Raw genomic sequence first — 24,078 nt, forward strand, 5'->3', positions numbered from 1 at the left:
CATGGCGCACTACCCTCTTGGGGTACATGACCGCCTTCGCGGACCTCGGCCTCAGCGAGCCGACCCTTCAAGCACTTCAAGACGTCGGCTACGAGCAGCCGAGCCCGATCCAGGAGCAGGCGATCCCGATCCTGCTCCAGGGTGAGGACATCATCGGCCAGGCGCAGACCGGCTCGGGCAAGACGGCCGCCTTCGGCCTGCCGATCATCGAGCACGTCGACCCCTCCGAGCCGGAGGTGCAGGCGCTCGTCCTGACGCCGACGCGCGAGCTCTGCATCCAGGTGACCCAGGCGCTGCGCTCCTACGGGAAGCGCAAGGGCGTCGACGTGGTCGCCGTGTTCGGCGGCGCGCCGATCCGCTCCCAGCAGGCGCAGCTGCGTGCCGGGGGCCACGTCGTCGTCGGCACCGTCGGCCGCGTGCTCGACCTCCTCAGCCGCGCGTCCCTGCACCTCAGCGACTGCCGCTTCGTCGTCCTCGACGAGGCCGACGAGATGCTCGACCTCGGCTTCCTGGAGGACGTCGAGAAGATCCTCAAGCTCTGCCCCAACGGACGGCAGACCGCGCTGTTCAGCGCGACGATGCCGCCGCCGATCCGCGCGCTGGCCGACCACTACCTCTACCACCCGCAGACCGTGCGGGTGAAGGCCGCGACGCTGACCGTCGACACCGTCGAGCAGTTCCAGGTCGAGGTCAAGACGGCGGACAAGGCCGAGAAGCTCGTCGAGGTCCTGCGCGAGGAGCGCCCGGACCAGGCGATCGTCTTCACGCGCACCAAGATCCGCGCCGACCAGCTGTACAAGAAGCTGCGCGACAAGGGCATGAACGTCAAGGCGCTGCACGGCGACATGTCGCAGGGCCAGCGCGACGGCGTCATGTTGTCGTTCAAGGCCGGACGCGTGCCGATCCTCGTCGCGACCGACGTCGCCGCCCGCGGCCTCGACATCTCGACGGTCACGCACGTCGTCAACTTCGACGTCCCGACGTCGCCTGACGTCTACGTGCATCGCATCGGCCGCACGGGCCGCATCGGGCGGTCCGGGCGCGCCGTGACGTTCGTCGAGCCCAAGCAGAAGAAGGAGCTGGCGGCGATCGAGAAGCACATCTCGACCGGGCTGAAGCCGTGGGAGCCGGGCGCGAAGACCGAGCCCGCGAAGGTCTCCGAGAAGCCCAAGCGCCACCGCAAGCCGCAGCTGTCGCGCAACGGCGCCGAGGAGTACCGCCGCGTGCTGGCGGGCGCCGGCCGCGCCGACGGGCTGGAGGTCGCCGACGTCATCCGCGCGGTCACGCGCGCGGCCGGGCTCGACGGCGAGGCCGTGCGCGACGTGCGCGTCCTGGAGCGCTTCACGCTGTTCTCCGTGCCCGACAGCGAGGCGGAGAAGATCGTCGAGGCGGTCGACGGCGCCGAGCTGGACGGCGGCCGCGAGCTGCGCGTCGAGCTGGCCCGGACCTAGCGGCGATTTCGCAAGCAGGACCGCAACCTCCGTGTCCCGAAAACAGTTCGGGGTAAGGTGAGGACCAGCCGATGACGCTCCTTCTGCGAAGCACGGACACCGAGAAGACGCCCGAGGGCGCCGCGACCGAGGCGCCGGCACCGCCGGCGCCGCCCGAGACGCGGACCTGCCCGAAGTGCTCGGCCCCGCTCGAGGAAGGCCAGGACTGGTGCCTGAACTGCGGCGAGGCCCAGCCGGGCGGCCGCCGCGTGGCGCTGCCGGGCAAGCGGGCGACCGCGACCGTCCTCGCGCTGACCACGGTCCTCGTCGGCGGCGCGGTCGCCGCGTCCTACGCGGCGCTGCAGGACGACACGACGGCTCCGAACACGCCGACGCAGCTCGCGCAGGCGCCCGCCGACGCGTCGCAGGTCGCGCCCCCGTCGACCGCGGTGCCGGACGCCGGCGCGACGACGTCCGAGCCGAGCACGGCGTTCCCGGGCGACACGGCCACCACGACGCCGCCGACCGACACCGGCACGACCAAGGTGCCGAGCACGAGCTCGATCCCGGACATCCCGTCGACGCCCTCGACGCCGTCCACGTCGTCGAGCGACTCGTCCTCGTCGAGCAGCTCGTCGTCCTCGTCGACGTCGACCTCGACCGACACGTCCAAGAGCGACTCGACGGCCGACACGCGCACGTCCACCACCAAGACCTCCACGACGAAGACCGAGACCGAGCCGGTCCCGATCGACCTCGCCGACGACGCGGGCGCGCTGTACGACCCGTTCAAGCGCGACACGGCCGCCGGCGACCCGACCAAGGCCTTCGACGGCGACCCGAACACGTCGTTCCCGATCACGGTCCCCGCGGGCTCCCAGCAGATCGGCGCCGGCCTGACGGTCGCGCTGCCCAAGCTCGAGGGCATCCGCGAGATCGACCTGAAGACCAAGACCCCGGGCTTCAAGATCGAGATCTACGCGACCGACGACGAGGACCTGCCGCCGGACGTGCTCGACACGCGCTGGGCGCACCTCAAGGACGTCACGGGCGTCGGCACCGACACCGACGGCAGCGAGACGGTGAAGCTCGGCGCGGGCTCGACGAAGTATCGCCACGTGCTGCTGTGGTTCACGGCGCCGCCGACCGAGGGCAGCACCGTGCGCATCAGCGAGCTGAAGCTGCTCGGCTGAGGCCGATAGCCTGCCGGTCATGTCCACCGTGACGATGACCACCAGCGAGGGCCCGATCACCATCGAGCTCTTCGACGAGGACGCCCCGAAGACCGTCGACAACTTCAAGAAGCTCGCGCAGGACGGCTTCTACGACGGGCTCATCTTCCACCGGGTGATCCGCGACTTCATGATCCAGGGCGGCTGCCCGCAGGGCACGGGCACCGGCGGTCCCGGCTACACGTTCGAGGACGAGATCAACGAGCACAAGGTCGTCCGCGGCGCGCTGGCGATGGCCAACGCCGGCCCGAACACCAACGGCTCGCAGTTCTTCCTGGTGACGATCCCGGCCGCCGACTGGCTGGACGGCAAGCACACGGTCTTCGGCCAGGTGACGTCCGGCATGGAGGTCGTCGACGCGATCGAGGGCAAGCCGACCGACGCGCGCGACCGGCCGACCGACGACGTCCTGATCGAGAAGGTCGAGATCACCGCCTGAGGGCCGCCTCGCCGCGCCTGGCGGCACCCGGCGGAGCTTGACGGGCGGCCGCCCGCCGGCGCTCGCCGGGCACCGCCAGGCACGACGATCCGGGCCTCAGGGGCGTGGTCGTGCTTCGCTCGGTCCGCCGGGGCGGCGCGCGGGCGGTGTCCTTCCGCGCCGTGGTCCCTCGCGGACGCGGGCCGCGGGGTGTAAAGTGGTCTAGACCACATGTCCGGCCCCGTCCCTGACCTCTCCGGCCCGATGCGGCTGGGCGTGCGCGCCGCGCTGGTCGACGGCGCGCTCGTCGAGGGCGACGTCGTCGTCGCCGAGGGGCGGGTGCTGGAGGTCGGCGTGGGCGGCGGCGAGGGCGCCGGGCGTGGGATCGCGGTCCCGGGGTTCCTGGACCTGCACATCAACGGGATCGTCGGCGTCGACTTCCTCGCCGCCGGGCCCGAGGGCTACGCGGCGGCGAGCGCGGCGTTGGCGGCGAGCGGGGTCACGGGCTACCTGCCGACGTTCATCACGTCGCCGATGGGCGACTACCCGGCGGCGCTGGCCGCGGTCGCCGAGGCGATGGCCGCCGAGGCGCCGGGCGCGCGGGTGCTCGGCGTGCACCTGGAGGGTCCGTACCTGTCGCCGGCGTGGCCCGGCGCGCACGACCCGGCGCAGCTGCGCGAGCCCGACGTCGCCGAGGCGCTGGCGCTGGTCGCGGGCGGCCCGGTCAAGATGATGACCTTGGCGCCCGAGCGACCTGGTGGCCTCGACCTGGTGGAGGCGCTGGCGGCACGGGGCGTGGTCGTCTCGGTCGGCCACACCGACGCCGACGCGGCGACCGCCAACGCCGCGTTCGACCGCGGCGCCCGCGCGATCACCCACCTCTACAACGCCCACCGCCGTTGGACGGCCCGCGACCCCGGCGTCGCCGGCGCCGCGCTGGTGCGCCCGGGCGTGACCGTCCAGGCGATCGTCGACCACGTGCACCTGGCGCCCGAGGCCGCGTACGCCGCGTTCCTGACGGCGCGCGAGCGCTTCTCGCTGGTGACCGACGCCATGGAGGCGGCGGGGCAGGGCGACGGCGTCTACCGCCTGGGCCGCCGCGAGGTCTCGGTCCACGGGGCCCGGGCCGAGCTGTCGGACGGGCTGCTGGCCGGGTCGGTCCTGACGATGGACGCGGCCGTGCGCAACCTGCACGCGTGCGGGGCGACGTTCGAGCAGGCGGTCTGGGCCGCCACCGGCGCTCCCGCTCATCTCCTCGGCGACCCGTCGCTCGGCGCGCTCCAGGTCGACGGCATCGCCGACGTCACCGTGCTGGACGACGACCTGCGGGTGATGCGGACGCTCGTGGCCGGCGTCGAGCGCTTCGCCGCGGCGCCGGTGGCGTAGGAGCGCCCCCGAGCGCCCAGACGTGAACCCCGGCGATCGGGGTCACTCTATGACGAACTATTCGTCATAGACCGACCCGGATCCTCGATCGGCGGCCCCCGCGCGCCACCCACCGCATCTACAGCCGCGCGCGGACCCGCGACGCGATCGCCGCCTCCTGCAGGTCCACGGTCTCCAGCAGGTCGCGCACGGCCTCGTCGTCGACCTCGCCGCGACGCATCGCCTCCACCAGCGCGGCGCGCTGCGCCGCGGTCACCCGGCGGGTCAGCGTGGCGATCGCGCGTCCGGCCGCGCCCCGCGTCGGGGCATCGGCCGCCTCGTCGACGCTCGCCTGACGCGTCCGCTGCAGGCGCTGCGCCGTGGCCTCCACGAACTTCGGGTCGATCCCCTCCGGCGGCGAGGCCACGAACTCCCGGTAGACCTCGTCGGCCGCGTGGTGGGCGATCCGCTCGGCCGCGCGCCGCTGCTCGCGCGCCTTCTCCTCCTCCAGCGGGTCCTGCACGCCCAGGCGCCGGATCAGCCACGGCAGCGTCGCGCCCTGCAACAGCAGCGTCCCGACCGCGACGAGGAACGCGATCGCCTGGATCTCCGCGCGGCCCGGGAACGGCGCGCCGCTCTGCAGCGTCAGGGGGATGCCCGCCGCGGCCGCGAGGGTCACGACGCCGCGCATCCCGGTCCACGACACGACGACGGCCTCGCGCAGCGTCAGCGGCTCGATCGAGCTCTCGGGCCGCGTCCGTCGGCCGCGCGCGATCGCCCGCGCGTTGGCCTCGCGCAGGCGCCGCTGGGCGCGGACGACCGCCGGGTCGTCCGGCCGGTCCTCGACGACCAGCCCGGCGCCGAGCGTGAGCAGGATCCAGACCGGCCGGATCACGATCACCGCCAACAACACCAACAGCCCGGCGCCGAAGACCTGCGGCACCGACTCGTGGGCGTGCTGCAGGTCCTCGATCACGAACCGCAGCTGCAACCCCATGTAGGCGAAGACGAAGGTCTCCAACAACACGTCGACCGCGCCCCACACCTGGCGCTCCTGCAGCCGGGTCTCGTATCCGAAGCGCACCGACAGCTGGCCGACCAGGAAGCCCGCGGTCACCACCGCCAGGACGCCGGAGGCCTCCAGCTCCTCGGCCAACATGTAGGCCGCGAACGGGATCACCAGGCCCAGCACGGTCTCCAGGCCCGCGTCGTTCAGCACGCGCCGGATGCTCAGCGCGACGATCCCGATCGCCAGCCCGGACACCACGCCCACGACCGACGAGTACAGGAACAGCAGGAACGGGTTGTCGACGAACGTGTGCGACCCGGTCACCGACGCGACCGCCACGCTGAAGAGCGTCAGCGCCGCCGCGTCGTTGACCAGCGACTCGCCGGTCAACACCGACAGCACGCGCCGCCGCAGCCCCAGCTCGCGGCCGATCGCCACCGCGCTGACCGCGTCCGGCGGCGCCACCACCGCGCCGAGCACGATCGCCGCGCCGCCGGTCAGCCCCGGCAGGACCCACGCGCCGACCGCGCCGACCGCGAACGTCGTCGCGATCACCAGCCCGACGCCGAGCAGCAGGATCGGGCCGAGCTTGCGCAGGAACGCGACGACGCTGAAGCTCAGCGCCGTCGAGTACAGCAGCGGCGGCAGGACGACGCCGAGGACGATGTCCGTGTCGAGCTCCAACCGCGGGATGCCCGGGATGAACGACGCGGCCAGGCCGACGAGCGTGATCACCAGCGCCGGCTGCGCGGCCCGGCGCTGCGCGTACGCGGTGACCGCGATCGCGCCGACGATGACCAGGAGGAGCTGAAGGCCGCTCACGGCCTACGGAACCTACCCGGAGCGCTCAGCGCGTCGCGGTGACCTTCGACAGCCCGAACGGCGTGTCCGGGTCGATGCCGCGCTGCAGCGACACGGCGCGGGCCAGCTGCTGGGCGCGGACGATCGCGGTGATCGACGAGAGGCCGTCGCCCAGCGCGGCGGGGATCGGCAGGTCGGCGCCGGGATCGGCGCCGATCGCCAGGACGCGGCCGCCGCGGGCGCGGGCGGCGTCGGCGAACTCCGCGACGTCGGCGGCCGCCGGGCCGCCGGCCGACAGCGTCAGCACCGGCAGCGCGCGGTTGACGACCGCGATCGGGCCGTGGAGGAAGTCGGCGGCCGACGCGCCCTCGGCCAGGATGCCCGTCGTCTCCTTGACCTTCAGCGCGGACTCCAGCGCGGCGCCGAGCAGCAGGCCGCGCGCGATCGCGACCAGGCCGGTCGTCTCCGGGCCGATCGCGGCGGCGGCGCGCTTCGCGGGCCCGTCGTCGGCCAGCAGCCCGCCGACCGCGTCGGGCAGCGCCGCCCACGCGGCGTCGTCCCACGGCAGCGCGGAGGCGTCCGGCGCGAGCGCCTCGGCCAGCACCGCGAAGGCCGCGAACTGCGACGTCACGGTCTTGGTCGCCGGGACCGCGCGCTCGGCGCCCGCGGCGGTGTCGATCGTCGCGCTCGCCGCGCCGGCCAGCGGGCTGTCGCGGTCGTTGGTGATCGCGACGGTCGTCGCGCCCGCCGCGCCGTAGCGCTCCAGCACGGTGACGATCTCGGGCGTCTTGCCCGACTGCGAGACGCCGACGGCCAGCCAGCCGTCGAGCCGGTCCCGCACGCCGTAGCGCGTGACCAGCGACGGCGCGGCCAGCGCGACCGGGCGGCGCGTCGCCAGCTCCAGGACGTAGCGGCCGAAGACCGCGGCGTTGTCGGACGAGCCGCGCGCGACGAGCACGATGCCGACCGGCGCGGCGGCGCCCAGCGCGGCGCGGACCTCGGCGCCCAGCGCGGCGCGGCGCGCCGCCAGCTCCGCGAGGACCCGCGGCTGCTCGGCCATCTCGGCGGCCATCAGCTGTCCCGGCGCGCTCACGGGCGGCGCTCCTGGCGCAGGCGGATCTCGTAGCGGTCGCCGCGGAACAGCGACCACGCGTAGGCCAGCGGGCGCTCGTCCTCGTCGAGCAAGATGGTGTGGAACTTCAGGCCGGCGCGCCCCGGGGCGACGCGCAGCAGGTTGGCGTCCTCGCCGACGATCTCGACCGCGACGACCTGCTGGTCGGCGACCGGGAAGCGCGCGTCGAAGCGCTCCTCCAAGACGGTGAACAACGAGGCGCCGCGCAGGTCGGCGGCGGCCAGCGCGCCGAAGCGGTCGGCGGGCAGGAACGCCTCCTCCAGGGCCATCGGCTCGCCGTCGGCGGTGCGCACGCGGCGCACGCGCACGACGTCGGTGCCGGGATCGAGGCCGAGCCGGCGGGCGACGAGGTCGTCCGCCGGCACGACGCCCTGCCCGAGGACCTCGGAGCCCGGCTTGAGGCCGCGCGCCCGCATGTCCTCCGTGAACGAGGACAGCGCCGCCGCCTGGGCGACGCGCGCCTCGGCCACGAACGTGCCGCGGCCCTGGACGCGCTGCACCCGGCCCTCCGCGGCGAGCGCCGTGATCTCGGCGCGCACGGTCATCCGCGCGACGTCGTAGCGCTCGGCCAGCTCGCGCTCGGAGGGGAGGGGATCGCCGGGCGCGAGCGCGTCGATCAGGTCCTCCAGGATCGCGCGGAGCTGCTCGCCCTTGGGGCTCCGCCGAGACAGCTTGCGGGGCAGCTCCGCGCGGGGGCTCACTGGATGCCGGCCTCCTGGCAGGCCGACCGGTAGCTCTTGGTGCAGATGTCCGAGGACTTCAAGAACCCGTCCTTGACGACCGTGTCGTTGACGTTGGACTTGTCCACCGACAACGTCGGGACGAGCACCGACGGGACCTGGCCGGCGCCGTTGTCGGTCTTGTCGGGCGCGATGCCCGACGGGACCGGCTTGCCCTGCGCCAGCGGCACGGCGATCTCCGCGGACTTGCTCGCGATGATCTTCAGCGGCTGGTAGACGGTCTCCAGCTGCTCGCCGGCGAGGATGCGCTGGACGCCCGTGACCTCGGCGTCCTGGCCCGTCACGAAGAACTGGCCGGGCTTGAGGCCCGCGGACTTCATCGCGGCGATCGCGCCGCCGGCCATGCCGTCGTTGGCGACGTAGACCGCGTCGAACTTGCCCTTGCCGACCGACGTGATCGCCTGCTCCATCTCCTGCTGGGCCTTGTCGGGCGACCAGTCGGGCGTGTCATAGGACTTGACGATCGTCGCGCCGCCCTCCTTGTACACCGACTCGGCGCCCTTCTTGTAGGGGGCGGAGTTGGAGTCGGTGGGGGAGCCGTTGATCATGATGATGCGCGGGTTGGACTTGCCCGCGGCCTGGAGGGCCTTCAACTGCTCCTGGGCCTGCTGCTGGCCCACCTTGTAGGGGTCGATCGACACGTAGTAGTCCAGCGGGGCGTTGGCGACCAGACGACCGTAGCTCAGGACCGGCACGTGCTGCTGCTTGGCCCGGGTGACGATCGCGCCCGCCGACGCGACGTCGACCGCGTCGAGGACGAGGACCTTGGCGCCCTGCGTCAGCGCGGCCTCGGCCTGCTGCTGCTGCTTGGCGGCGTCCTGCGTGGCGTTGGAGTAGATGACCTGGCAGCCCGGGCACAGCTCCTTGACCTTGGCCTCGAAGAACGGCTTGTCCTGGTTCTCGTAGCGCGCCGTCTTGTTCTCGGGCAGCAGCAGGGCGATCTTCGCGCCCTTGCCCGACGACGACGCGCCGGTCGACGACGAGCCCTTGTCGTCGTTCGAGCCGCATCCGGCGGCCAGCGCGGCGAGCGACGTCGCCAGCAGGACGCCCGCGGTGAGACGCGGGTGCAGCTTGGGGAACATGCGATTCCTCCTCCTCGGTGGTTCGTGCGCGGCGGACGCTACCACTAGTGGTATAGACCAGCAAGCCGAAGTGGACTACACCACTTCACGGGGTGGCGAGGAAGTTCACGAGGGCCGCGGTGTGGAAGGCGGTCGCGAAGGCCTGGCGGTCGAACGGCCCCTGGCCCTGGAGGCCGAGGATCCGGTAGCCCAGGGCGCCGAGGAGGTCGTGGACGTCCTCGGGGCGCGTGCCGTAGTGGTCGGCCGAGCCGAGGCCGTGCTCGAACACCACGATCGGGCGATGGGCGGCGAGCGTCTCGCGCGCGCCCCGCAGCACCTGCAGCTCGGCGCCCTCGACGTCGACCTTGACGAGCCGCGGCACGTAGCCGGGCGGCAGCGCGTCGTCGAGGCGCTGTGTCGGGACGCTGATCGTGGCGACGCGGGCGGCGGCGCCGTCGGGCGTGGGGCGCGCCTTGAGCCCCGACCAGCCGGGGCGGTCCAGGACGTGGGCGAACGTGGCGGTGCCGGTGGTGTCGGACAGCGCGACGGCGCGGACGTCGACGCTCGGCAGCCGCCGCTGGAGCGCGGCGGCGAGGTCGGGCAGCGGCTCGAACGCGAGGTGACGGCCGTGGGGCGCGATCCGCAGGAGGTCGTCGAGGACGTCGCCGCCGTGGGCGCCGACGTCGACGCAGTTGCTGTCCGGCGCGAGCGCGGCGGCGAAGATCGTCGCCAGCGACTCGTGGTCGCGGCGGTCCTGCGTCCGGGACGCGGGCTCGAAGGCGCGCCGGACGGCGACCGCGCGGTCCTCGAGGCCGACGGACGCGAGCGCGCGGCGCAGCTGCTGCTTGGCGGGCACGCGGCGAACGGTAGCCCGCGCGGCGCGTCAGCCGCTCGGCGGGGGCTCGGTGGCGGTCTCGGCGTCGCTCGGCGCGGGGACGGGATCGGCGGTGGTGGTCGCCGTCGGCGGTGCGGCCGGCTCGGGCTCGGGCGCCGACTCGGCCGGGCGCGGCGCGCTCGGCGCGGCCTCCGTCGTCGCCGGCGCCTCCGTCGCCAGCGCCTCCGGGGCGTCCGGCCGCCGCGGGCGCGCCGCGATCGGGCCGGAGCGCGCGGGGTCGGCGAACCGGTCACGGTCGCGGTGGCGGTCGCCCCAGGCGGGCGGGCCGTCGCCGCGACCGCCGTCGCTCCGGGCCGCGAGGCGGACGGGCGCGCCGGTCGTGACCGCGAACGACGGCCCGGGCGTGGTGGTGTGGTCCTGCCGTGGTGCCGAGTGGGCAGTGGTGGTGGTGGCCTTGGTCGCGGGCGCGGCGGCGCTCGCGAGCTGGAGCGGCGCCGTGGACGCCGTGGTGGCGGTCGCCGTGCGCGCGGCGGGCGCGTGGGCCTCCGCCGTCGCCGCGGTCGTCCGCGCGGCCCCGTCGCCGCCGCTCCCGCCCCCGGCGGTCGTCCGCCGCGGCGCCTCCGTCGCGCCGGTCGCCACGACCGCGGCCGACAGCGCCACCGCGGCCTTGGCGACCAGCCCGGTCGCGACCGCGCCGCCGCCGACGGTCCCGGCGCCGCCGCCCGCGTCGAGGATCGAGGCCAGCAGCCCGCTGGACGCGAACGCGGGCGGGATCGGCAGGAGCAGCGCCGCGCGCCGGCGCCGGCCGATCGAGTCGGCGAAGCCGCGGCAGTCGTCGCAGCGGCGCAGGTGCGCCCGGACCGCGCGGGTGCGCGCCGCGCGGCGGTCGGCGTCCGACAGGCGCCGCTGCACCATCGCGCACGGCAGCTCGCGGCCCTCGCGCTGGTCGTGCAGCGACGCGCGCGCCGCGAAGACCGCCTGGCGCGCGGCCAGCGGCGTCGTCTCCAACGCCAGCGCGACGTCCTCGTAGGCCAGCCCGCCCAACTCCCGCAACAGCAGCGCGCCCCGCTGGTGCTCGGTCAGCGAGCCCAAGTCCTCCAACAATCCGGCGAGCGTCTCGCGGTCCTCGGCCGTGCGGTGGACGTCGACCGAGGCGACGTGATGGTCCTCCAGCGGCTCGGCCGCCGGGCGGCGGCGCAGCGTGCTGATGGACTCGTTGTGCGCGATCCGGAACAGCCACGGCCGCACGGGCGCCCGGCGGCGGTCCTCGCGCAACGCGCGCAAGGCGTTCAACATGGTCGACTGGAACGCGTCGAGCGCGTCCTGGTCGTCGCGCACCAGCGAGCGGCAGTACCGGACGAGCACGTCGTGGTAGCGGTCGTAGAGCGCGGCGAACGCGCCGTCGTTCCCGGACGTGACCATGCGCGCGAGGCGCTCGTCGCCGACGATCCGGAGCAGCGAGGGGGTCATGGGTGCGGGCACGCTCGCAGCGCTCGGTGAGAGGACCCTGAGAGTCCTGTTGCCGACCGGTGTCCAACGCCGTCCAGGGACCTAACGGCGTCGCGCGCGCCGCGTCGTCGGTCCATGTCCATCACGACACCGAAGCTCCCCGCCGCCCGCGGCCTGGCCGCGCTCGCGGCGGTCGCCGCGCTCGCCGCGCTCCCCGCGTCGGCCTCGGCCCACGGCGGCGGCCGCCGCGCCGACACCCGGCACGTCACCAAGGCGCCGTCGCGCGTGACCGATCGGGCGACCCGCGCGGTCAAGGCGATCGCGCGGGCTTCCGACGCCGTCGACGACGGCGACGCGACCAAGGCGTCCGCGGCGCTGAAGGCCGCGCGCACGAACCTCGCCTCGGCGCTGAAGACCGCGACCAAGCACGTCCAGGCCGGCGACGCCTACGGCCCGGCGTCGGCCGACGTCGTGCTGCGCGCCGAGCACCGCGTCGCCGCGGGTGCCGCCGACCTCTTCGACGGCCAGGACGGCACGGTCGTCGACGACCTCGCGACGACGCTGAAGGCCGCCGACGACGGCCGCGACGCGCTGGTCGCCGCGATCGGCGGCCTCGCGGCCGACCGGGAGGCCGAGTACGCCGACGCGCTGGACTCGGCGTCCGAGGACGTGGCCGACGAGCTGTCGGACCTCGCCGACGCGCTGTCGGACGACACGCTGACCGACGCCGCCAAGAGCGCGCTGACCGCCGCGCAGACGCAGGTCACCGCCACGCGGACGGCGATCGAGGCGCTGGTCGGGATCGCGTCGTCCTCCTCGGGCGACGACGTCGACGCCTCCACCGGTGACGACGGCCCGCGCGGCGACTGCCCGGGCGGCCGCGGCGGTCGTGGCGGCACGTCGTCGTCGTCCAACTCCGGTTCCGGTTCCGGGACGGGCACCGGGAGCGGCAGCGGCTACCTCAACGACTAGTGTCGTGATTCATTCATTCGGTCGCAGCATTCCGGGATGCTCGGCCCCGTCAGGCGGTCGTCGATGACCGCAGGCGACCCTTTGGGTCGTTGAGGATCAGCGGCGGGCGCATGGCGGCGGCGAGCGCCCGGAGGCGGCCAGCGAATTACTGAATCACGACACTAGCCGCCGCCGACCGAGGCGTCGGGCGTGGCGGGGTTCGGGATGGTGACACCGGTCCCGCCCGCCGCGTCCGTCGTCGTCTGGTCGCCGGCGCCGGCGTTCGCGGTGCCGTCCGTGGGCGCCGGCGTCGTGCTCTGACCGCCGCCGGCGTCCCCGCTGCCGTCGGTGCCCGGGACGGCCGGCGGCGAGCCGGCGTCGGCCGGGGTCGTCGACGTCGGGGCGGTCCGGCGCTGGGCGCCCGCCGCGGGCGAGGCGCCGCGCGCGACGCCGGCGGTGGGCGGCGCGGAGGCCCGGGAGGTGGGGCTCGTGGCCGCGCCGGACGTCGCGCCGGTCGCGTGGCGCCGGCGGCGCACGTCGTGGCGGCGGTTCAGCCGGACCGACGGCGCGGCCGCGGCGGTGGTCGTCGTCGTCGCGGCCGGCGTCGTGGTCACCGCGCGGGCGCTGTCCGGCGTGCCGTCGCGGCCACCGCGCACGAGCAGCACGACCGCCAGCGCGACGAGCGCGCCGGTGGCGAAGCAGAGCAGGTTGCGACGGACGGTCACGGGCATCGCAACGAGTCTGCCAGTGGAAAGGTGACGCGGTCGTCACGGACGCCTCGGACCGGTACGCTTGACACACCGTCAGCCAACTCCCGACCGAGAGGCACCCCATGGCAGGCACCGAGGAGCAGGTCAAGCCGGACGTCGCCGTCCCCGACACGGCGACGACGAGCACCCCGAGCGATTTCGCGGTCGAGAACCCGGCCACCGGCGAGGTCATCGCCCACTGCCCCAACCTGGGGCCCGAGGACATCAAGCGGATGGCCGCGCGCGGGCGCGAGGTCCAGCCCGCGTGGGAGGCGCTCGGCTTCGAGGGCCGCGCGCGCATCCTCAAGCGGATGCAGAAGTGGGTGATGGATCACCAGGAGGAGATCATCGCCGTCATCCGGTCGGAGACCGGCAAGACCTATGAGGACGCGCTGATCGCGGAGATCTCCTACGGCGCCGCCGCGTTCGGGTTCTGGGCGACCAACGCGGAGAAGTACCTGGGCGACGAGAAGGTCAAGTCGTCGGCGGTCCTCGTCAAGGGCAAGAAGCTGCTGCTGCGCTACCGGCCGCTGGGCCTGGTCGGCGTCATCGGCCCGTGGAACTACCCGCTGACGAACTCCTTCGGCGACTGCATCCCGGCGCTGGCCGCGGGCAACAGCGTGATCCTCAAGCCGTCGGAGATCACGCCGCTGACGTCGCTCAAGCTCGCCGAGGGCCTGCGCGAGTGCGGTATCCCGGAGGGCGTCTTCCAGGTCGCGACCGGCCTGGGCGCGACGGGCGCCGCGCTGGTCGACCAGGTCGACATGATCATGTTCACCGGGTCCACCGCGACGGGCAAGAAGGTCATGGCCAAGGCGGCCGAGACGCTCACGCCGGTCTCGCTGGAGCTGGGCGGCAAGGACCCGATGATCGTGCTCAAGGACGCCGACGTCGAGCGCGCCGCCAACACCGCGCTGTACTACGGCATGTTCAACGGCGGCCAGACGTGCATCAGCGTCGAGCGCGTGTACGTCGAGGAGCCGGTCTACGACCAGTTCGTCGCCAAGGTCACCGAGAAGGCGCGCGCGCTGCGCCAGGGCGCCGGCCCGTCGGGCAGCGCCGACGTCGGGTCGATGACGTTCCCGCCGCAGGTCGAGATCGTCGAGCGGCACGTCGAGGACGCCAAGGCCAAGGGCGCCAAGGTGCTCGTCGGCGGCGAGCGCGGCGAGCACGGCGGCGGGTACTGGTACGAGCCGACGGTCCTCGTGGACGTCGACCACACCATGTTGGCGATGACCGAGGAGACCTTCGGCCCGACGCTGCCGATCATGAAGGTCCGCGACGAGGAGGAGGCCATCGAGATGGCCAACGACTCGCCCTACGGCCTCGGCGCCAGCGTCTTCGGCAAGGACACCGGCCACGCCGAGGCGGTCGCCCGCCGCGTCGAGGCCGGCGCGGTCTGCGTCAACGACGCGCTGATCAACTACAGCGCGCTCGAGCTGCCCATGGGCGGCGCCAAGGCCTCCGGCCTCGGCTCCCGCCACGGCGCCGGCGGCATCCGCAAGTACTGCCAGCAGCAGGCCATCCTGGTGACCCGCTTCGCCACCAAGAAGGACCCGCACATGTACCCCTACTCCGCGAAGATGACGACGCGGCTGAGCAAGTTCTTCAAGTTCCTCTACGGGCGGGGCAAGCGGGACTAGCCCGCCACCTCACCGTCCGCTTCACCCGCGCGCCCGCCCTTCCGGCGGGCGCGCGTGCGTTCTGTCGGCTTCTATAGGGGTTTATCGGTAGATCGCCGATCGATGCCCAGAACGCTCTGTCGTCGCCCCGAATGCTCGTCGCGGTGGGGCAGGCGGCGGAGGAGAGCGGCGTGGGGTTCGCGCTCGTCGCGGCGGCGCGTGCCGCGCTCGTCCTCCCGGCTGAGCGCCAACGCGTCCGGTGGGACGATGACGCGGTCGCCCGCGTGCTCGAGCTGACCGAGGGCTATCCGTTCTTCTTGCAGGAGTACGGGCGACGTGTCTGGGCGTTCGACGGCGCGCCGCGCATCGCGCGCGCGGACGTGGACGCCGTCCAGCCGGTGGTCGAGGCGCAGCTCGACGAGGAGTTCTATGAGAACCGCATCGGGAAGCTCACCGACGGCGAGCGGACCTACGTCTCCGCGATCGCGCACCTGGGAGACGGTCCACAGCCGGTGAGCGAGGTCGCGGACCTGCTCGGTCGCACGACGACGGCGCTCTCGCCGGTGCGCCACGAGCTGATGCGCGCGGCGGTGATCTACGCGCCCAGGCGTGGCGTCGTGGACTTCACCGTCCCGCACTGCGCGGACTTCGTCCGCCGCAACTACCCGTACGTCTGACCGGGCTCTAGCGCCTTATATCCGTTTATAGCCACATCAGCTATAAACGGATATAAGGCGCTAGTCGTCCTGGGTCGCGAGCGCCGCGGCGCGGGCGAGCAGGAGGTCGCGCTCGCGCGCGTTGCGCGTGAGGGAGGCGGCGCGGCGCAGCTCGGCGGCGGCTTCGGCGGGGCGGTCGACGCGGGCCAGGAGGTCGCCGCGGACGGCGGGGAGGAGGTGGGAGGTGGCGAGGAGCTCGGTGGCCAGGAGGGCGTCGGCGATCGCCAGCGCGGGCTCGGGCCCGAAGGCGTAGGAGACCGCGACGGCGCGGTTGATCTCGACGACGGGGGAGGGCGTCAGGTGGGCGAGCGCCTCGTACAGCGCGGCGATCCTCACCCAGTCGGTGGCCTCGGCGGTCGGTGCGCGGGCGTGGCAGGCCGCGATCGCGGCCTGGGCGACGTAGGGGCCGCCGGGCGCGTCGCAGCGCTCGGCGCGGCGCAGGGCCTGAAGGCCGCTGGTGATCAGCGTGCGGTCCCAGCGGGTGCGGTCCTGGTCGAGCAGGAGGATCGGCGTGCCGTCGGGCGCGGTGCGCGCCCGCAGGCGCGAGGCCTGCAACGACAACAACGCGACCAGGCCGTGGGACTCGGGCTCGTGCGGCGTGAGCGCGGCGAGCGTGCGGGCCAGGCGCAGGGCGTCGAAGCAGAGGTCGGGGCGCAGCCAGTCGTCTCCCGCGGTCGCCGTGTAGCCCTCGTTGAAGATGAGGTACATGACTTGCTGGACGGCGGCCAGGCGGGCCGGGACGTCCTCGGGCGCCGGCGGCGCGAAGCCGACGTCCGCCTCCGCCAGCGTGCGCTTGGCGCGCGACACGCGCTGGGCGATCGTCGCCTCGCTCGTCAGGTGGGCGCGGGCGATCTCCGCGGTGCTCAGGCCGCCGAGCAGCCGCAGCGTCAGCGTCGTCTGGGCCCGCGGCGAGAGGACCGGGTGGCAGCAGGTGAACATCAACGACAAGAGGTCGTCGTCGACCCCGGTGGCGGCGTCGTCGTGCGTGGCGGCCCGCGAGGACGCCAGCCACTCCAGCTCGTCGCGCTTGCGCGCCAGCCGGTCCGCGCGGCGCAGGCGGTCGATCGCCAGGCGCCGGCCGGTGGCCATCAGCCACGCGCCCGGGTTGTCCGGGACGCCGTCGCGCCCCCACGTCTCCAGCGCGCGGACCAGCGCGTCCTGCGCGAGGTCCTCGGCGACGCCGACATCTCGCACCATGCGCGCCAGGCCCGCGATCAACCGCGGTGACTCGATCCGCCAGACGGCGTCGATCGTCGCGCGGGGATCGCGGGCCGGCGCGGCCAAGGCCTATGCCTCGGACGCGGACGTCGTCTGCCGCGGCGGCGCGCTGGACAGCTCGCCGTGGGCCTCCAGCGCCGCCGGGTCGTAGTCGCCGGCCTCGAAGATCGGGCGCAGCTCGATCGCCTCGCCCTTGCGCGCCGGCACGCGCCGCGCCCACTCGACGGCCTCGTCGTGCGACCTGACGTCGATGATCCAGTAGCCGCCGACGACCTCCTTGGCCTCGGCGAACGGCCCGTCGACGACCGTCGCGCCGCCCTCGCCGAACTCGATCCGCGCGCCCGCGCTGGGCGGCTGCAGGCCGTCGAGCGCGAGCAGCACCCCGGCCTTGGTCAGCTCCTCGTTGTAGCGGCCCATCGCGGCGTAGGCCTCGGTCTCGCCGGCCGGGTCCCGCTCGTAGACGGCCTCGTCGACCTTCATGAACATCATGTAGCGCATGGTGGGGTCCTCCTGGGAAGGGGCTCGATGAACACTCTCACCCAGGGCGACGAACGGCGTCGAGGCGATCTCGACACGCCCCGCGGAGTTGGCGCGTCGGCGCTCGCGCGGCGCTCCCGCGCCGCGGCGCGGCGCGGCTACGACAGCTCGTCGACCAGCCGCAGCAGGTCGAGCGGCGAGAACGGCTTCGTCAGGAACAGGTCCGCGCCCGCCGACCGCGCCCGCGTCTCGTTCTCCTGCGCCCCCGCGGCCGTCAGCATCACGATCGTCGCCTTCGACGCGGTGCCGTCGTCCAGCGCGCGGATGCGCCGGCAGGCCTCGATCCCGTCCATGCGCGGCATGTCGATGTCGAGGAACACGACCTCGGGATGGACCTCGCCGGCCAGCTCGACCGCCTCGAGGCCGTTGGCCGCCTCGTGCAGCCGGAACTCCGAGACGTCCTCCAGCGTGGTCGAGACCAGCTTGCGGATGAACGGGTCGTCGTCGACGATCAGGACCGACCGCATCAACCGACCTCGAGCCGGATGGCGTCCAGCCGCGCCGGCGCGATCTCCATGAACGCGTCGACCACCTCGGGGTCGAACTGCGTGCCCGACGACTCCGCGATCATGCCGCGCGCCGCGTCCAGCGACGACGGCTGGCGGTAGGGCCGCACGGTCGTCAGCGCGTCGAGCACGTCGGCGACCGCGAACACGCGCGCGGCCAGCGGGATCGCCTCGCCGGCCAGCCCGTCCGGGTAGCCGGCGCCGTCCCAGCGCTCGTGGTGGTGGCGCACGACGAGCTTGGCCTCGCCGAGGAAGTCGATCTCGCTGAGGATCTCCCAGCCGACGATCGGGTGGCGCTCCATCAGCGCGCGCTCCTCGGTCGTCAGCGGCTCGGGCTTCCAGAGGATCGAGTCCGGCACCGCGACCTTGCCGACGTCGTGCAGCAGGAAGCCGAACTCGACCTCGGGGTCCTCGGCGAACTCGGCGCCGAGCTCCTTGGCGATCTCCATGCCGTAGGCGGCGACGCGCTCGGCGTGCTTGCCGGTGTAGGCGTCGCGGGCCTCGACGGCGTTGCACAGCGCCCGCACCGTGGCCATGTAGGACCGGCGCAGCTCGTGGCGTCGCTCGCGCTCGCGCTTGAACGTCTCGCGCAGGTCGGCGGCATAGCGCTCGAGCTGCTGCTCCTTGTCGGCGGCCGAGCGCTCGACGGTGGCCAGCCGCTCCTGCAGCACCGCGACGTCGGTGATCGTCCCCTTGCCAGGCATGTCCTCCACCGCGAGCCTACAAGTCCGCCGCCGCCGTCGGCTCCAAGAGCGCGAGCACCGCGGTCCCGGCCTCAGCGATCGGGATCGGCTCGGCGTCCAGGCGCGCCAGCCCCGGGACGCCGTGCTCGTCGGCGCTGACGACCACGACCGAGCGCCGCAGACGGCGCCCGCGCAGGTCCAGCCCGGCGATCGCGGCCTCGGCGTCCGGCAGGCCGGCGTCGACCAGCGCGACCTCGAAGCGGCGCATCGCGCACAGGCGCGCGGCCTCCAGCGGCGTCGACGCCCACTCGTGCTCGATGGCCAGGTCGTCGAGGACCGCGCGGAGGTTCGTGCGCACGTCCGAGCGGCCGACGGCCAGCACGCGGACGCGGCCGGCGAGGACCGCGCTGCCCAGCGCGTCGGCCAGCTCCTCGGCGTCGATCGGCTTGGAGACGACCCACTCGCCGCTCAGCGCCTCGCGCCCGGAGAACACCGACACGACGACGACCGGCAGGTCGGTCAGCCGCTCGTCGGCGCGCAGCTCGCGCAGGACCTCGAAGCCGCTGGTGCCCGGCATCAGCACGTCGAGCGTCATCGCGTCGAAGCGCTCCTCGCGCAGCCGCGCCAGCGCGGTCTGGCCGTCGTGGACGATCTCGCAGGTGACGCCGAAGGGCTCCAGGCGCTCGGCGATCAGCCGCGCGGTCTCGGGCTCGTCGTCGAGGACCAGGACGCGGCGGCCGCGCAGCGCGTCGGACGGCCGCGTGACGACGCCCGGGCCGGGCGCGGCGGGCAGCGTGACCGCGAACGTCGTGCCCTCGCCGGGCGTCGAGGAGACGTCGATCGTCCCGCCGTGCAGGTCGACCAGCGACTTCACGATCGACAGGCCCAGGCCCGTGCCCGGCGTGCCGGTCGAGCCCTGGCCGCGCGAGAAGCGCTCGAAGACGTGCTCCAGCTCGGCGGGCGACATGCCGCGGCCGGTGTCGGCGACCTCGATCCGGACGCCCGCCGGATGGCGTCCGGCGCGCAGGATCAGCGACCCGCCCTCGTCGGTGTAGAGGTGCGCGTTGGTCACCAGGTTGGTGAGCATCTGGCGCAGGCGCGTGGCGTCGGCCAGCACGCGCGGCGTGTCGTCGGAGACCTCGACGACCAAGTGCTGGTGCTTGGCGTCGATGCGGCCGCGCAGCAGCGTCGTGACGTCCTCCAGGACCTCGGAGACGTCGACCGGGCGGCGGTGGACCTCGACGCGCCCGGCCTCCAGGCGCGCGATGTCGAGCAGGTCGTTGACAAGGTCCACCAGGCGGTTGGTGGACACGAGCACGATGTCCAGGAACTCGCGCTGGCGGTCGTCCAGGCCCTCGCCGGCGCGCAGCAGCTCGACGAAGCCCTTGATCGAGGTCAGCGGCGAGCGCAGCTCGTGCGACGCGGTCGCGACGAACTCGCTCTTGAGGCGCTCCAGGCGCGCGCGCTCGGTGGCGTCGCGCAGCGTCCAGACGACGCCGCCGTCGGCGTGCTCCTCCAGCCGCGCGGCGGTGACCGCCAGCGTGCGCCCGTCGTGCTCCAGCAGGACCTCGACGCCGCCGATCGCCTCGTCGACCGACGGCAGCGCCAGGCCCGCGACGTCGGGCGGGTGACCGACCCGGATCTCGGGCACGAGGCGCAGCGCGCGCGGGTTGGCCGAGGAGACGAGGCCCTCGTCGTCGATGATCAGCAGGCCGTCGCCGAGCGACCGGACCGTCACCGCCAGCCTGCGGCGCTCCGCGTCGAGGCGCTCGTTGGCCTCCTCCAGGTCGATGGCCATCGCGTTGAACGAGCGGCCCAGCTCGCGCAGCTCGTCGGGGCCGGAGTTCTCGTCCACGCGGGCGGAGAGGTCGCCCTCGGAGAGCTTGGCGCTGGCGTCGACCAGCGCCTCCAGCGGACGGCGGACGCCGGCCAGCAGGAGCGCGACGAGCGCGATCGCGCCCGCCAGCGCGAGGCCGCCCGCGGCGGTGATCGCCGCCAGCGCCTGGCGCGAGTCGTCGCGGGCGCTGTCGTCGGCCTTGTCGAGGCGCGCGTCCTGGCGGCGCGACAGCGCGTTGATCGGCGCGCGCGCGGCCAGCGCGGCGCCCGCGGGCGCGTCGTGGCGGCGCAGCCGCGCCTGGGCGGCGCCGGCCTGGGCGACGAGGCGCACGGACTCGGGATCGCCCTGGGCGCGGCGGCGCGTGTCGGCCAGCTGCTGCTCGTAGGCGCGGCGGGCGCGCGCGTCGGCCGCGGGCGTGCGCTGGTCGGCCGGCAGGCGCAGCGTCGCCTCCTCGACGACCGACGCCGCCAGCAGCTTCCCGGCGGCCGCCTTGACCTCGAAGGCCTCGGCCAGCTGGTCCTCGTAGTGCTGGCGGGAGGAGTACAGCGCGCCCACGCCGAAACCCGCGATCGCCGTGAGAGCGATCGTCAATCCGAGAAGCGCCAGTTGGACCGAGCGCGCGATGGAAAGCCGCCGCACGCGCGTGACGGTACCGGGCGCCGGGGACACGCGGGAGCGTGTGCTGCGACGGGCGCTGCCCCTGGCGCTCGTCGGGCTGGCGGTGACGGCGGTGGCCGTGGTCGGCGAGGGCGGCGGCGTCGGCCGCGCGCACTACCTCCGCCAGCTGGTCTTCGGGCCCGCCGGGCCGCACGCGGCGCGGCCGGCCGTGCGCACGCGGGACGAGCGCGACGCGACCCCGGTCGTGCCCGCGATCCCGTCGCGCGGCGGCGCGGCGCGGCGTTAGCCGCACCCGTGGCACGATCCGCCTCCGATGGCCATCGCGCTCGCTCTCGCCGCCGCGGTCTCGTGGGGGACCGCGGACTTCCTCGCCGGCCTCGCCAGCCGGCGCGTGAGCGTGCCCGTGGTGCTGTTCCTGGTCGAGGGCGGCGGGCTGGTCGTGATCCTGGCGATCACGCTGGTGTCCGGGAAGCCGTTCTTCGACGACGCGAGCGACTTCTGGTCGGCGCTGGGCGGCGGCCTGTCGGGCGTGCTCGGGCTCGGCTGCTTCTACGCGGCGCTGTCGATCGGGACGATGAGCGTGGTGGCGCCGATCTCCTCGGCGGGCGTCGGGCTGCCGGTGGTCGTCGGGATCGCGACCGGCAACCGGCCGTCGGCGGTGACCGCGCTGGGGCTGGCGGCGATCGTCGCGGGCGTGGTGCTGGCGTCGCGCGAGGAGCACGCGGACTCCGAGGCCGCGGCGTCCTCGCGGCGGGCCGTCGCGCTGGCGCTGGTCAGCGCGATCGGCTTCGGCGGCTTCTTCGCGCTGACCGACGCGCCCAGCGACGCGTCGGTGCCGTGGACGCTGGTGATCGCGCGCAGCGCCGCGCTGCCGTTCGTGGCGCTGATCATCGCGCGCGGGCGGCCGAGGCTGCCGACCCGCAAGCTCGGGCTCGGGATCGCGGCGGTCGGGACGGTCGACCTGCTGGCGACGGCGCTGATCGCGATCGCCAACACCAAGGGCGACCTGAGCGTCGTCAGCGTGCTCGGCGGCATGTACCCCGTGATGACCGTGATGCTGGCCGCGGCGGTGCTGAAGGAGCGCGTGGCCGCGCCGCAGGTGCTCGGGATCGTGTTGGCGCTGGGCGGCGTCGGGGCGGTGGCGGCGGGATGACGCTGACGTTCGCGCCGCTGCAGTTGGCGCCCGCGGCGGTGACCGCGGCGCTGTACTGGCGCCGGGCGCGGACGCTGAGCGGGACGCCGCGGGCGGTGCCGGGCTGGCGGCAGGCCGCGTTCTACTGCGGCGTCGGGCTGATCGTGGCCGTGCTCGTGTCCCCGCTGTCCTCCCTGTCGGAGGAGCTGTTCTGGGCGCACATGGTCGAGCACCTGACGATCGCGGACCTCGGGGCGCTGCTGATCGTCGTGGGGCTGACGGGGCCGCTGCTGGCGCCGATCCTGCGCATCGGGCTCTTCGACCGGCTGCGCGTGCTGGCGCATCCGCTGGTCGCGCTGCCGCTGTGGGCGACCGACCTGGTGCTGTGGCACGTCCCGGCGCTGCACGAGGCGGCGCTGCGCCACGACGGCGTCCACGCGCTCCAGCACCTGTGCTTCATCTTCTTCGGCGCGAACGTCTGGATGTGCCTGTTCGGCCCGCTGCCCAAGCCCGCGTGGTTCGGGACCGGGTGGAAGGCCGGCTACATCATCATGGTGCGGTTGGTCGGGGCCGCGCTGGCCAACGCGTTCCTGTTCGGCGGCGGCGCGTTCTACGACGCCTACGCGCCGGGCGAGGCGCTGCACGGGATCTCGGGCGCCGACGACCAGGTCGTGGCCGGCGCGATCATGATGCTCGAGGAGTCGCTGCTGACCATCGGGCTCTTCTGCTGGCTGTTCCTGCGCGCGGCGGCGGAGAACGACGAGCGCCAGGAGCTGCTCGACCTGGCGGCCGCGCGAGGCGTGGAGCTGACGACCGAGCGCGCGACGCGCGCCGTGCAGGCCGGGCGCGGCGTGGAGCTGCGGGCGCGGATCCTGCGGGACGGCGGTGGCGCCGGCGCCGCGGGCGCCGCGGGCGCGAGGACATCCGGGTCGGTCTATGACGAATAGTTCGTCATAGAGTGACCCGCACCGCCGGGGTTGCGGCGCTCCCGGGGTTGCGGCGCTCCCGGGGTTGCGGCTCAGGCGGCGGCCGCCAGCGCCGAGGCGTCCTCGCCGCCCGCGACGACGATGCGGTTGCGGCCCTCGCGCTTGGCCAACAGCAGCGCGGCGTCCGCGGACTGGAACAGCGGGTCCCACTCCACCTCGCAGCCCGTGGCGGCGGCCACGCCGCCGGAGATCGTGATGGCCACGCCGCCGGGGCGGGCCTCCTCGATCGACTCCCGTTGGCGCTGGGCGATCTCGGCCGCCTGCGTCACGCCGAGGCCCGGGAGGACCACGCAGAACTCCTCGCCGCCGAGGCGGTACACCAGGTCGGCGGCGCGGAGATGTCGGCGCAGCAGCCCGGCGGTGTCGCGCAGGACCGCGTCGCCGCGGTCGTGGCCGAGGTCGTCGTTGACCGACTTGAAGCAGTCGAGGTCGTAGACGACCAGCGCGATCGAGCAGCCGGTCGCGCGGGCGTTGGAGCGCAGCTCCTCGAAGCGCGGGGCCAGCGAGGCGCGGTTGTTCAGGCCGGTCAGGTGGTCGACGCGGGCGTCCTCGCGCAGCGCCATCTCGGTGTCGCTCAGCGAGAGCGTGAAGACCACGACGCCGATCACCAGCGCGCACGAGATCAGCACGAGCGACGGGTCGTCGGCGAACGACGCGGGGTCGACGGCCACCGAGCCCAGCAGCATGATCACGAGGGTCGCGGTGAGGCCGGCGACCACCACGGGCCGCCGGAAGCGGTTGGCCATCAGGATCGCCGGCAGCGCGACGAGCACGAGCATCGGCGACTGCGGGCCGCCGGAGCTCGCCGCGCCGGCGGTCGCGAAGATCGCGGTGGAGAGGAACGACGCCGCCACGTAGCGCTCGGGGCGGGCGCTGCCGACGACGCGCCGGTCCAGCGTCGCGACCTGCAGCGCGGCCAGCACGCCGAAGATCGACGGCCACCAGCCGACCCACGGCCCGGCCGCGGCCGTCGCGACGGCGACCAGCAGCGACACCCAGACCCGCGTGAGCCGCACGAGCGACCCCGCCTCGAGCATGCGCGCGCGGTCCG

Annotated in this window: 23 protein-coding genes; 10 read left to right on the forward strand and 13 right to left on the reverse strand. The window is 74.3% G+C overall.

Annotation, left to right across the window (positions count from 1 at the left end):
- Nucleotides 1-26 precede the first annotated feature (26 nt).
- From VFG42_RS26955 to nagA, 4 genes are all read left to right on the forward strand, one after another.
- Nucleotides 27-1,451, forward strand: coding sequence for a DEAD/DEAH box helicase (locus VFG42_RS26955; RefSeq protein ID WP_324911956.1), 1,425 nt, complete (start codon nucleotides 27-29; stop codon nucleotides 1,449-1,451).
- 71 nt (nucleotides 1,452-1,522) lie between these two features.
- The gene (locus VFG42_RS26960; protein ID WP_324911957.1) at nucleotides 1,523-2,623 is read left to right on the forward strand and encodes a hypothetical protein; all 1,101 of its coding nucleotides are present in this window, start codon (nucleotides 1,523-1,525) and stop codon (nucleotides 2,621-2,623) included.
- A gap of 19 nt (nucleotides 2,624-2,642) precedes the next feature.
- Complete coding sequence (locus tag VFG42_RS26965; protein WP_324911958.1) at nucleotides 2,643-3,101, forward strand: peptidylprolyl isomerase; 459 nt, start codon at nucleotides 2,643-2,645, stop codon at nucleotides 3,099-3,101.
- A gap of 210 nt (nucleotides 3,102-3,311) precedes the next feature.
- Complete coding sequence (nagA, locus tag VFG42_RS26970; protein WP_324911959.1) at nucleotides 3,312-4,466, forward strand: N-acetylglucosamine-6-phosphate deacetylase; 1,155 nt, start codon at nucleotides 3,312-3,314, stop codon at nucleotides 4,464-4,466.
- A gap of 118 nt (nucleotides 4,467-4,584) precedes the next feature.
- Here the strand turns inward: nagA and VFG42_RS26975 are convergent, their stop codons facing one another.
- The 6 genes from VFG42_RS26975 to VFG42_RS27000 all read right to left on the reverse strand — a co-directional run bounded on the left by VFG42_RS26975 (nucleotide 4,585) and on the right by VFG42_RS27000 (nucleotide 11,493).
- A complete protein-coding gene (locus tag VFG42_RS26975; protein WP_324911960.1) occupies nucleotides 4,585-6,276 on the reverse strand; it encodes a sodium:proton antiporter in 1,692 nt (563 codons plus the stop codon).
- A 25-nt stretch (nucleotides 6,277-6,301) separates the two neighbouring features.
- Entirely contained in the window at nucleotides 6,302-7,348 is a 1,047-nt protein-coding gene (locus VFG42_RS26980; RefSeq protein ID WP_324911961.1) for an SIS domain-containing protein, read from the reverse strand.
- The gene (locus tag VFG42_RS26985) at nucleotides 7,345-8,088 is read right to left on the reverse strand and encodes a GntR family transcriptional regulator (protein ID WP_324911962.1); all 744 of its coding nucleotides are present in this window, start codon (nucleotides 8,086-8,088) and stop codon (nucleotides 7,345-7,347) included. Before VFG42_RS26985 ends, VFG42_RS26980 begins: the two co-directional genes overlap by 4 nt.
- The gene (locus VFG42_RS26990; protein WP_324911963.1) at nucleotides 8,085-9,209 is read right to left on the reverse strand and encodes a substrate-binding domain-containing protein; all 1,125 of its coding nucleotides are present in this window, start codon (nucleotides 9,207-9,209) and stop codon (nucleotides 8,085-8,087) included. The genes VFG42_RS26985 and VFG42_RS26990 overlap by 4 nt, the downstream gene beginning before the upstream one ends.
- A gap of 85 nt (nucleotides 9,210-9,294) precedes the next feature.
- Nucleotides 9,295-10,044 carry an FkbM family methyltransferase gene (locus VFG42_RS26995; RefSeq protein ID WP_324911964.1) on the reverse strand — a complete coding sequence of 250 codons (750 nt, stop codon included), beginning with the start codon at nucleotides 10,042-10,044 and terminating at the stop codon, nucleotides 9,295-9,297.
- Nucleotides 10,045-10,071: 27 nt separating this feature from the next.
- On the reverse strand, nucleotides 10,072-11,493 hold the full coding sequence (locus VFG42_RS27000) for an RNA polymerase sigma factor (RefSeq protein ID WP_324911965.1): 1,422 nt from the start codon (nucleotides 11,491-11,493) through the stop codon (nucleotides 10,072-10,074).
- Between the two features lie 114 nt (nucleotides 11,494-11,607).
- On the opposite strand from VFG42_RS27000, the gene VFG42_RS27005 reads away from it, so the two are divergent.
- Nucleotides 11,608-12,444, forward strand: a complete 837-nt coding sequence (locus tag VFG42_RS27005) for a hypothetical protein (protein ID WP_324911966.1) — start codon at nucleotides 11,608-11,610, stop codon at nucleotides 12,442-12,444.
- 161 nt (nucleotides 12,445-12,605) lie between these two features.
- Here VFG42_RS27005 and VFG42_RS27010 read toward each other — a convergent pair whose 3' ends face one another.
- Nucleotides 12,606-13,154 (reverse strand): hypothetical protein, encoded by a 549-nt coding sequence (locus VFG42_RS27010; RefSeq protein WP_324911967.1) that lies wholly within the window; start codon nucleotides 13,152-13,154, stop codon nucleotides 12,606-12,608.
- 101 nt (nucleotides 13,155-13,255) lie between these two features.
- Between VFG42_RS27010 and VFG42_RS27015 the strand changes: the two genes are divergently transcribed.
- Both VFG42_RS27015 and VFG42_RS27020 read left to right on the forward strand, forming a co-directional pair.
- A complete protein-coding gene (locus tag VFG42_RS27015) occupies nucleotides 13,256-14,815 on the forward strand; it encodes an aldehyde dehydrogenase family protein (RefSeq protein WP_324911968.1) in 1,560 nt (519 codons plus the stop codon).
- Nucleotides 14,816-14,946: 131 nt separating this feature from the next.
- A complete protein-coding gene (locus VFG42_RS27020) occupies nucleotides 14,947-15,471 on the forward strand; it encodes a hypothetical protein (protein ID WP_324911969.1) in 525 nt (174 codons plus the stop codon).
- Nucleotides 15,472-15,531: 60 nt separating this feature from the next.
- Here the strand turns inward: VFG42_RS27020 and VFG42_RS27025 are convergent, their stop codons facing one another.
- From VFG42_RS27025 to VFG42_RS27045, 5 genes are all read right to left on the reverse strand, one after another.
- Nucleotides 15,532-16,794, reverse strand: a complete 1,263-nt coding sequence (locus VFG42_RS27025) for an RNA polymerase sigma factor (protein ID WP_324911970.1) — start codon at nucleotides 16,792-16,794, stop codon at nucleotides 15,532-15,534.
- 3 nt (nucleotides 16,795-16,797) lie between these two features.
- A complete protein-coding gene (locus VFG42_RS27030) occupies nucleotides 16,798-17,226 on the reverse strand; it encodes a YciI family protein (protein WP_324911971.1) in 429 nt (142 codons plus the stop codon).
- 137 nt (nucleotides 17,227-17,363) lie between these two features.
- Entirely contained in the window at nucleotides 17,364-17,732 is a 369-nt protein-coding gene (locus tag VFG42_RS27035; protein ID WP_324911972.1) for a response regulator, read from the reverse strand.
- On the reverse strand, nucleotides 17,732-18,475 hold the full coding sequence (locus VFG42_RS27040; RefSeq protein WP_324911973.1) for an HD-GYP domain-containing protein: 744 nt from the start codon (nucleotides 18,473-18,475) through the stop codon (nucleotides 17,732-17,734). Before VFG42_RS27040 ends, VFG42_RS27035 begins: the two co-directional genes overlap by 1 nt.
- A 16-nt stretch (nucleotides 18,476-18,491) precedes the next feature.
- Nucleotides 18,492-20,882: an ATP-binding protein gene (locus VFG42_RS27045; RefSeq protein ID WP_324911974.1), complete on the reverse strand. Its 2,391-nt coding sequence runs from the start codon at nucleotides 20,880-20,882 to the stop codon at nucleotides 18,492-18,494.
- Nucleotides 20,883-20,913: 31 nt separating this feature from the next.
- On the opposite strand from VFG42_RS27045, the gene VFG42_RS27050 reads away from it, so the two are divergent.
- The 3 genes from VFG42_RS27050 to VFG42_RS27060 are packed head-to-tail and all read left to right on the forward strand — an operon-like array spanning nucleotide 20,914 to nucleotide 22,988.
- The gene (locus VFG42_RS27050; protein ID WP_324911975.1) at nucleotides 20,914-21,195 is read left to right on the forward strand and encodes a hypothetical protein; all 282 of its coding nucleotides are present in this window, start codon (nucleotides 20,914-20,916) and stop codon (nucleotides 21,193-21,195) included.
- A gap of 27 nt (nucleotides 21,196-21,222) precedes the next feature.
- Nucleotides 21,223-22,062, forward strand: coding sequence for an EamA family transporter (locus tag VFG42_RS27055; protein ID WP_324911976.1), 840 nt, complete (start codon nucleotides 21,223-21,225; stop codon nucleotides 22,060-22,062).
- On the forward strand, nucleotides 22,059-22,988 hold the full coding sequence (locus VFG42_RS27060) for a cytochrome c oxidase assembly protein (RefSeq protein WP_324911977.1): 930 nt from the start codon (nucleotides 22,059-22,061) through the stop codon (nucleotides 22,986-22,988). The genes VFG42_RS27055 and VFG42_RS27060 overlap by 4 nt, the downstream gene beginning before the upstream one ends.
- A gap of 71 nt (nucleotides 22,989-23,059) precedes the next feature.
- Here VFG42_RS27060 and VFG42_RS27065 read toward each other — a convergent pair whose 3' ends face one another.
- Nucleotides 23,060-24,064 carry a GGDEF domain-containing protein gene (locus VFG42_RS27065; protein WP_324911978.1) on the reverse strand — a complete coding sequence of 335 codons (1,005 nt, stop codon included), beginning with the start codon at nucleotides 24,062-24,064 and terminating at the stop codon, nucleotides 23,060-23,062.
- Nucleotides 24,065-24,078: the final 14 nt, after the last annotated feature.

Origin of the sequence: Baekduia sp. (assembly GCF_035685985.1) — a bacterium.
GTDB lineage: Bacteria > Actinomycetota > Thermoleophilia > Solirubrobacterales > Solirubrobacteraceae > Baekduia.

Excerpts from the sequence above, each read along its gene's own strand:
- VFG42_RS26955 (WP_324911956.1), top strand. The coding sequence starts at position 27 with ATGACCGCCTTCGCGGACCTCGGCCTCAGCGAGCCGACCCTTCAAGCA.
- VFG42_RS26960 (WP_324911957.1), top strand. The coding sequence starts at position 1,523 with ATGACGCTCCTTCTGCGAAGCACGGACACCGAGAAGACGCCCGAGGGC.
- VFG42_RS26990 (WP_324911963.1), bottom strand. The coding sequence starts at position 9,209 with ATGTTCCCCAAGCTGCACCCGCGTCTCACCGCGGGCGTCCTGCTGGCG.
- VFG42_RS27050 (WP_324911975.1), top strand. The coding sequence starts at position 20,914 with ATGGAAAGCCGCCGCACGCGCGTGACGGTACCGGGCGCCGGGGACACG.
- VFG42_RS27020 (WP_324911969.1), top strand. The coding sequence starts at position 14,947 with ATGCTCGTCGCGGTGGGGCAGGCGGCGGAGGAGAGCGGCGTGGGGTTC.
- VFG42_RS27055 (WP_324911976.1), top strand. The coding sequence starts at position 21,223 with ATGGCCATCGCGCTCGCTCTCGCCGCCGCGGTCTCGTGGGGGACCGCG.
- VFG42_RS27015 (WP_324911968.1), top strand. The coding sequence starts at position 13,256 with ATGGCAGGCACCGAGGAGCAGGTCAAGCCGGACGTCGCCGTCCCCGAC.
- VFG42_RS27040 (WP_324911973.1), bottom strand. The coding sequence starts at position 18,475 with ATGCCTGGCAAGGGGACGATCACCGACGTCGCGGTGCTGCAGGAGCGG.
- VFG42_RS27005 (WP_324911966.1), top strand. The coding sequence starts at position 11,608 with ATGTCCATCACGACACCGAAGCTCCCCGCCGCCCGCGGCCTGGCCGCG.
- VFG42_RS27030 (WP_324911971.1), bottom strand. The coding sequence starts at position 17,226 with ATGCGCTACATGATGTTCATGAAGGTCGACGAGGCCGTCTACGAGCGG.
- VFG42_RS27000 (WP_324911965.1), bottom strand. The coding sequence starts at position 11,493 with ATGACCCCCTCGCTGCTCCGGATCGTCGGCGACGAGCGCCTCGCGCGC.
- VFG42_RS27035 (WP_324911972.1), bottom strand. The coding sequence starts at position 17,732 with ATGCGGTCGGTCCTGATCGTCGACGACGACCCGTTCATCCGCAAGCTG.
- nagA (WP_324911959.1), top strand. The coding sequence starts at position 3,312 with ATGTCCGGCCCCGTCCCTGACCTCTCCGGCCCGATGCGGCTGGGCGTG.
- VFG42_RS27065 (WP_324911978.1), bottom strand. The coding sequence starts at position 24,064 with ATGCTCGAGGCGGGGTCGCTCGTGCGGCTCACGCGGGTCTGGGTGTCG.
- VFG42_RS27010 (WP_324911967.1), bottom strand. The coding sequence starts at position 13,154 with ATGCCCGTGACCGTCCGTCGCAACCTGCTCTGCTTCGCCACCGGCGCG.
- VFG42_RS26965 (WP_324911958.1), top strand. The coding sequence starts at position 2,643 with ATGTCCACCGTGACGATGACCACCAGCGAGGGCCCGATCACCATCGAG.
- VFG42_RS27060 (WP_324911977.1), top strand. The coding sequence starts at position 22,059 with ATGACGCTGACGTTCGCGCCGCTGCAGTTGGCGCCCGCGGCGGTGACC.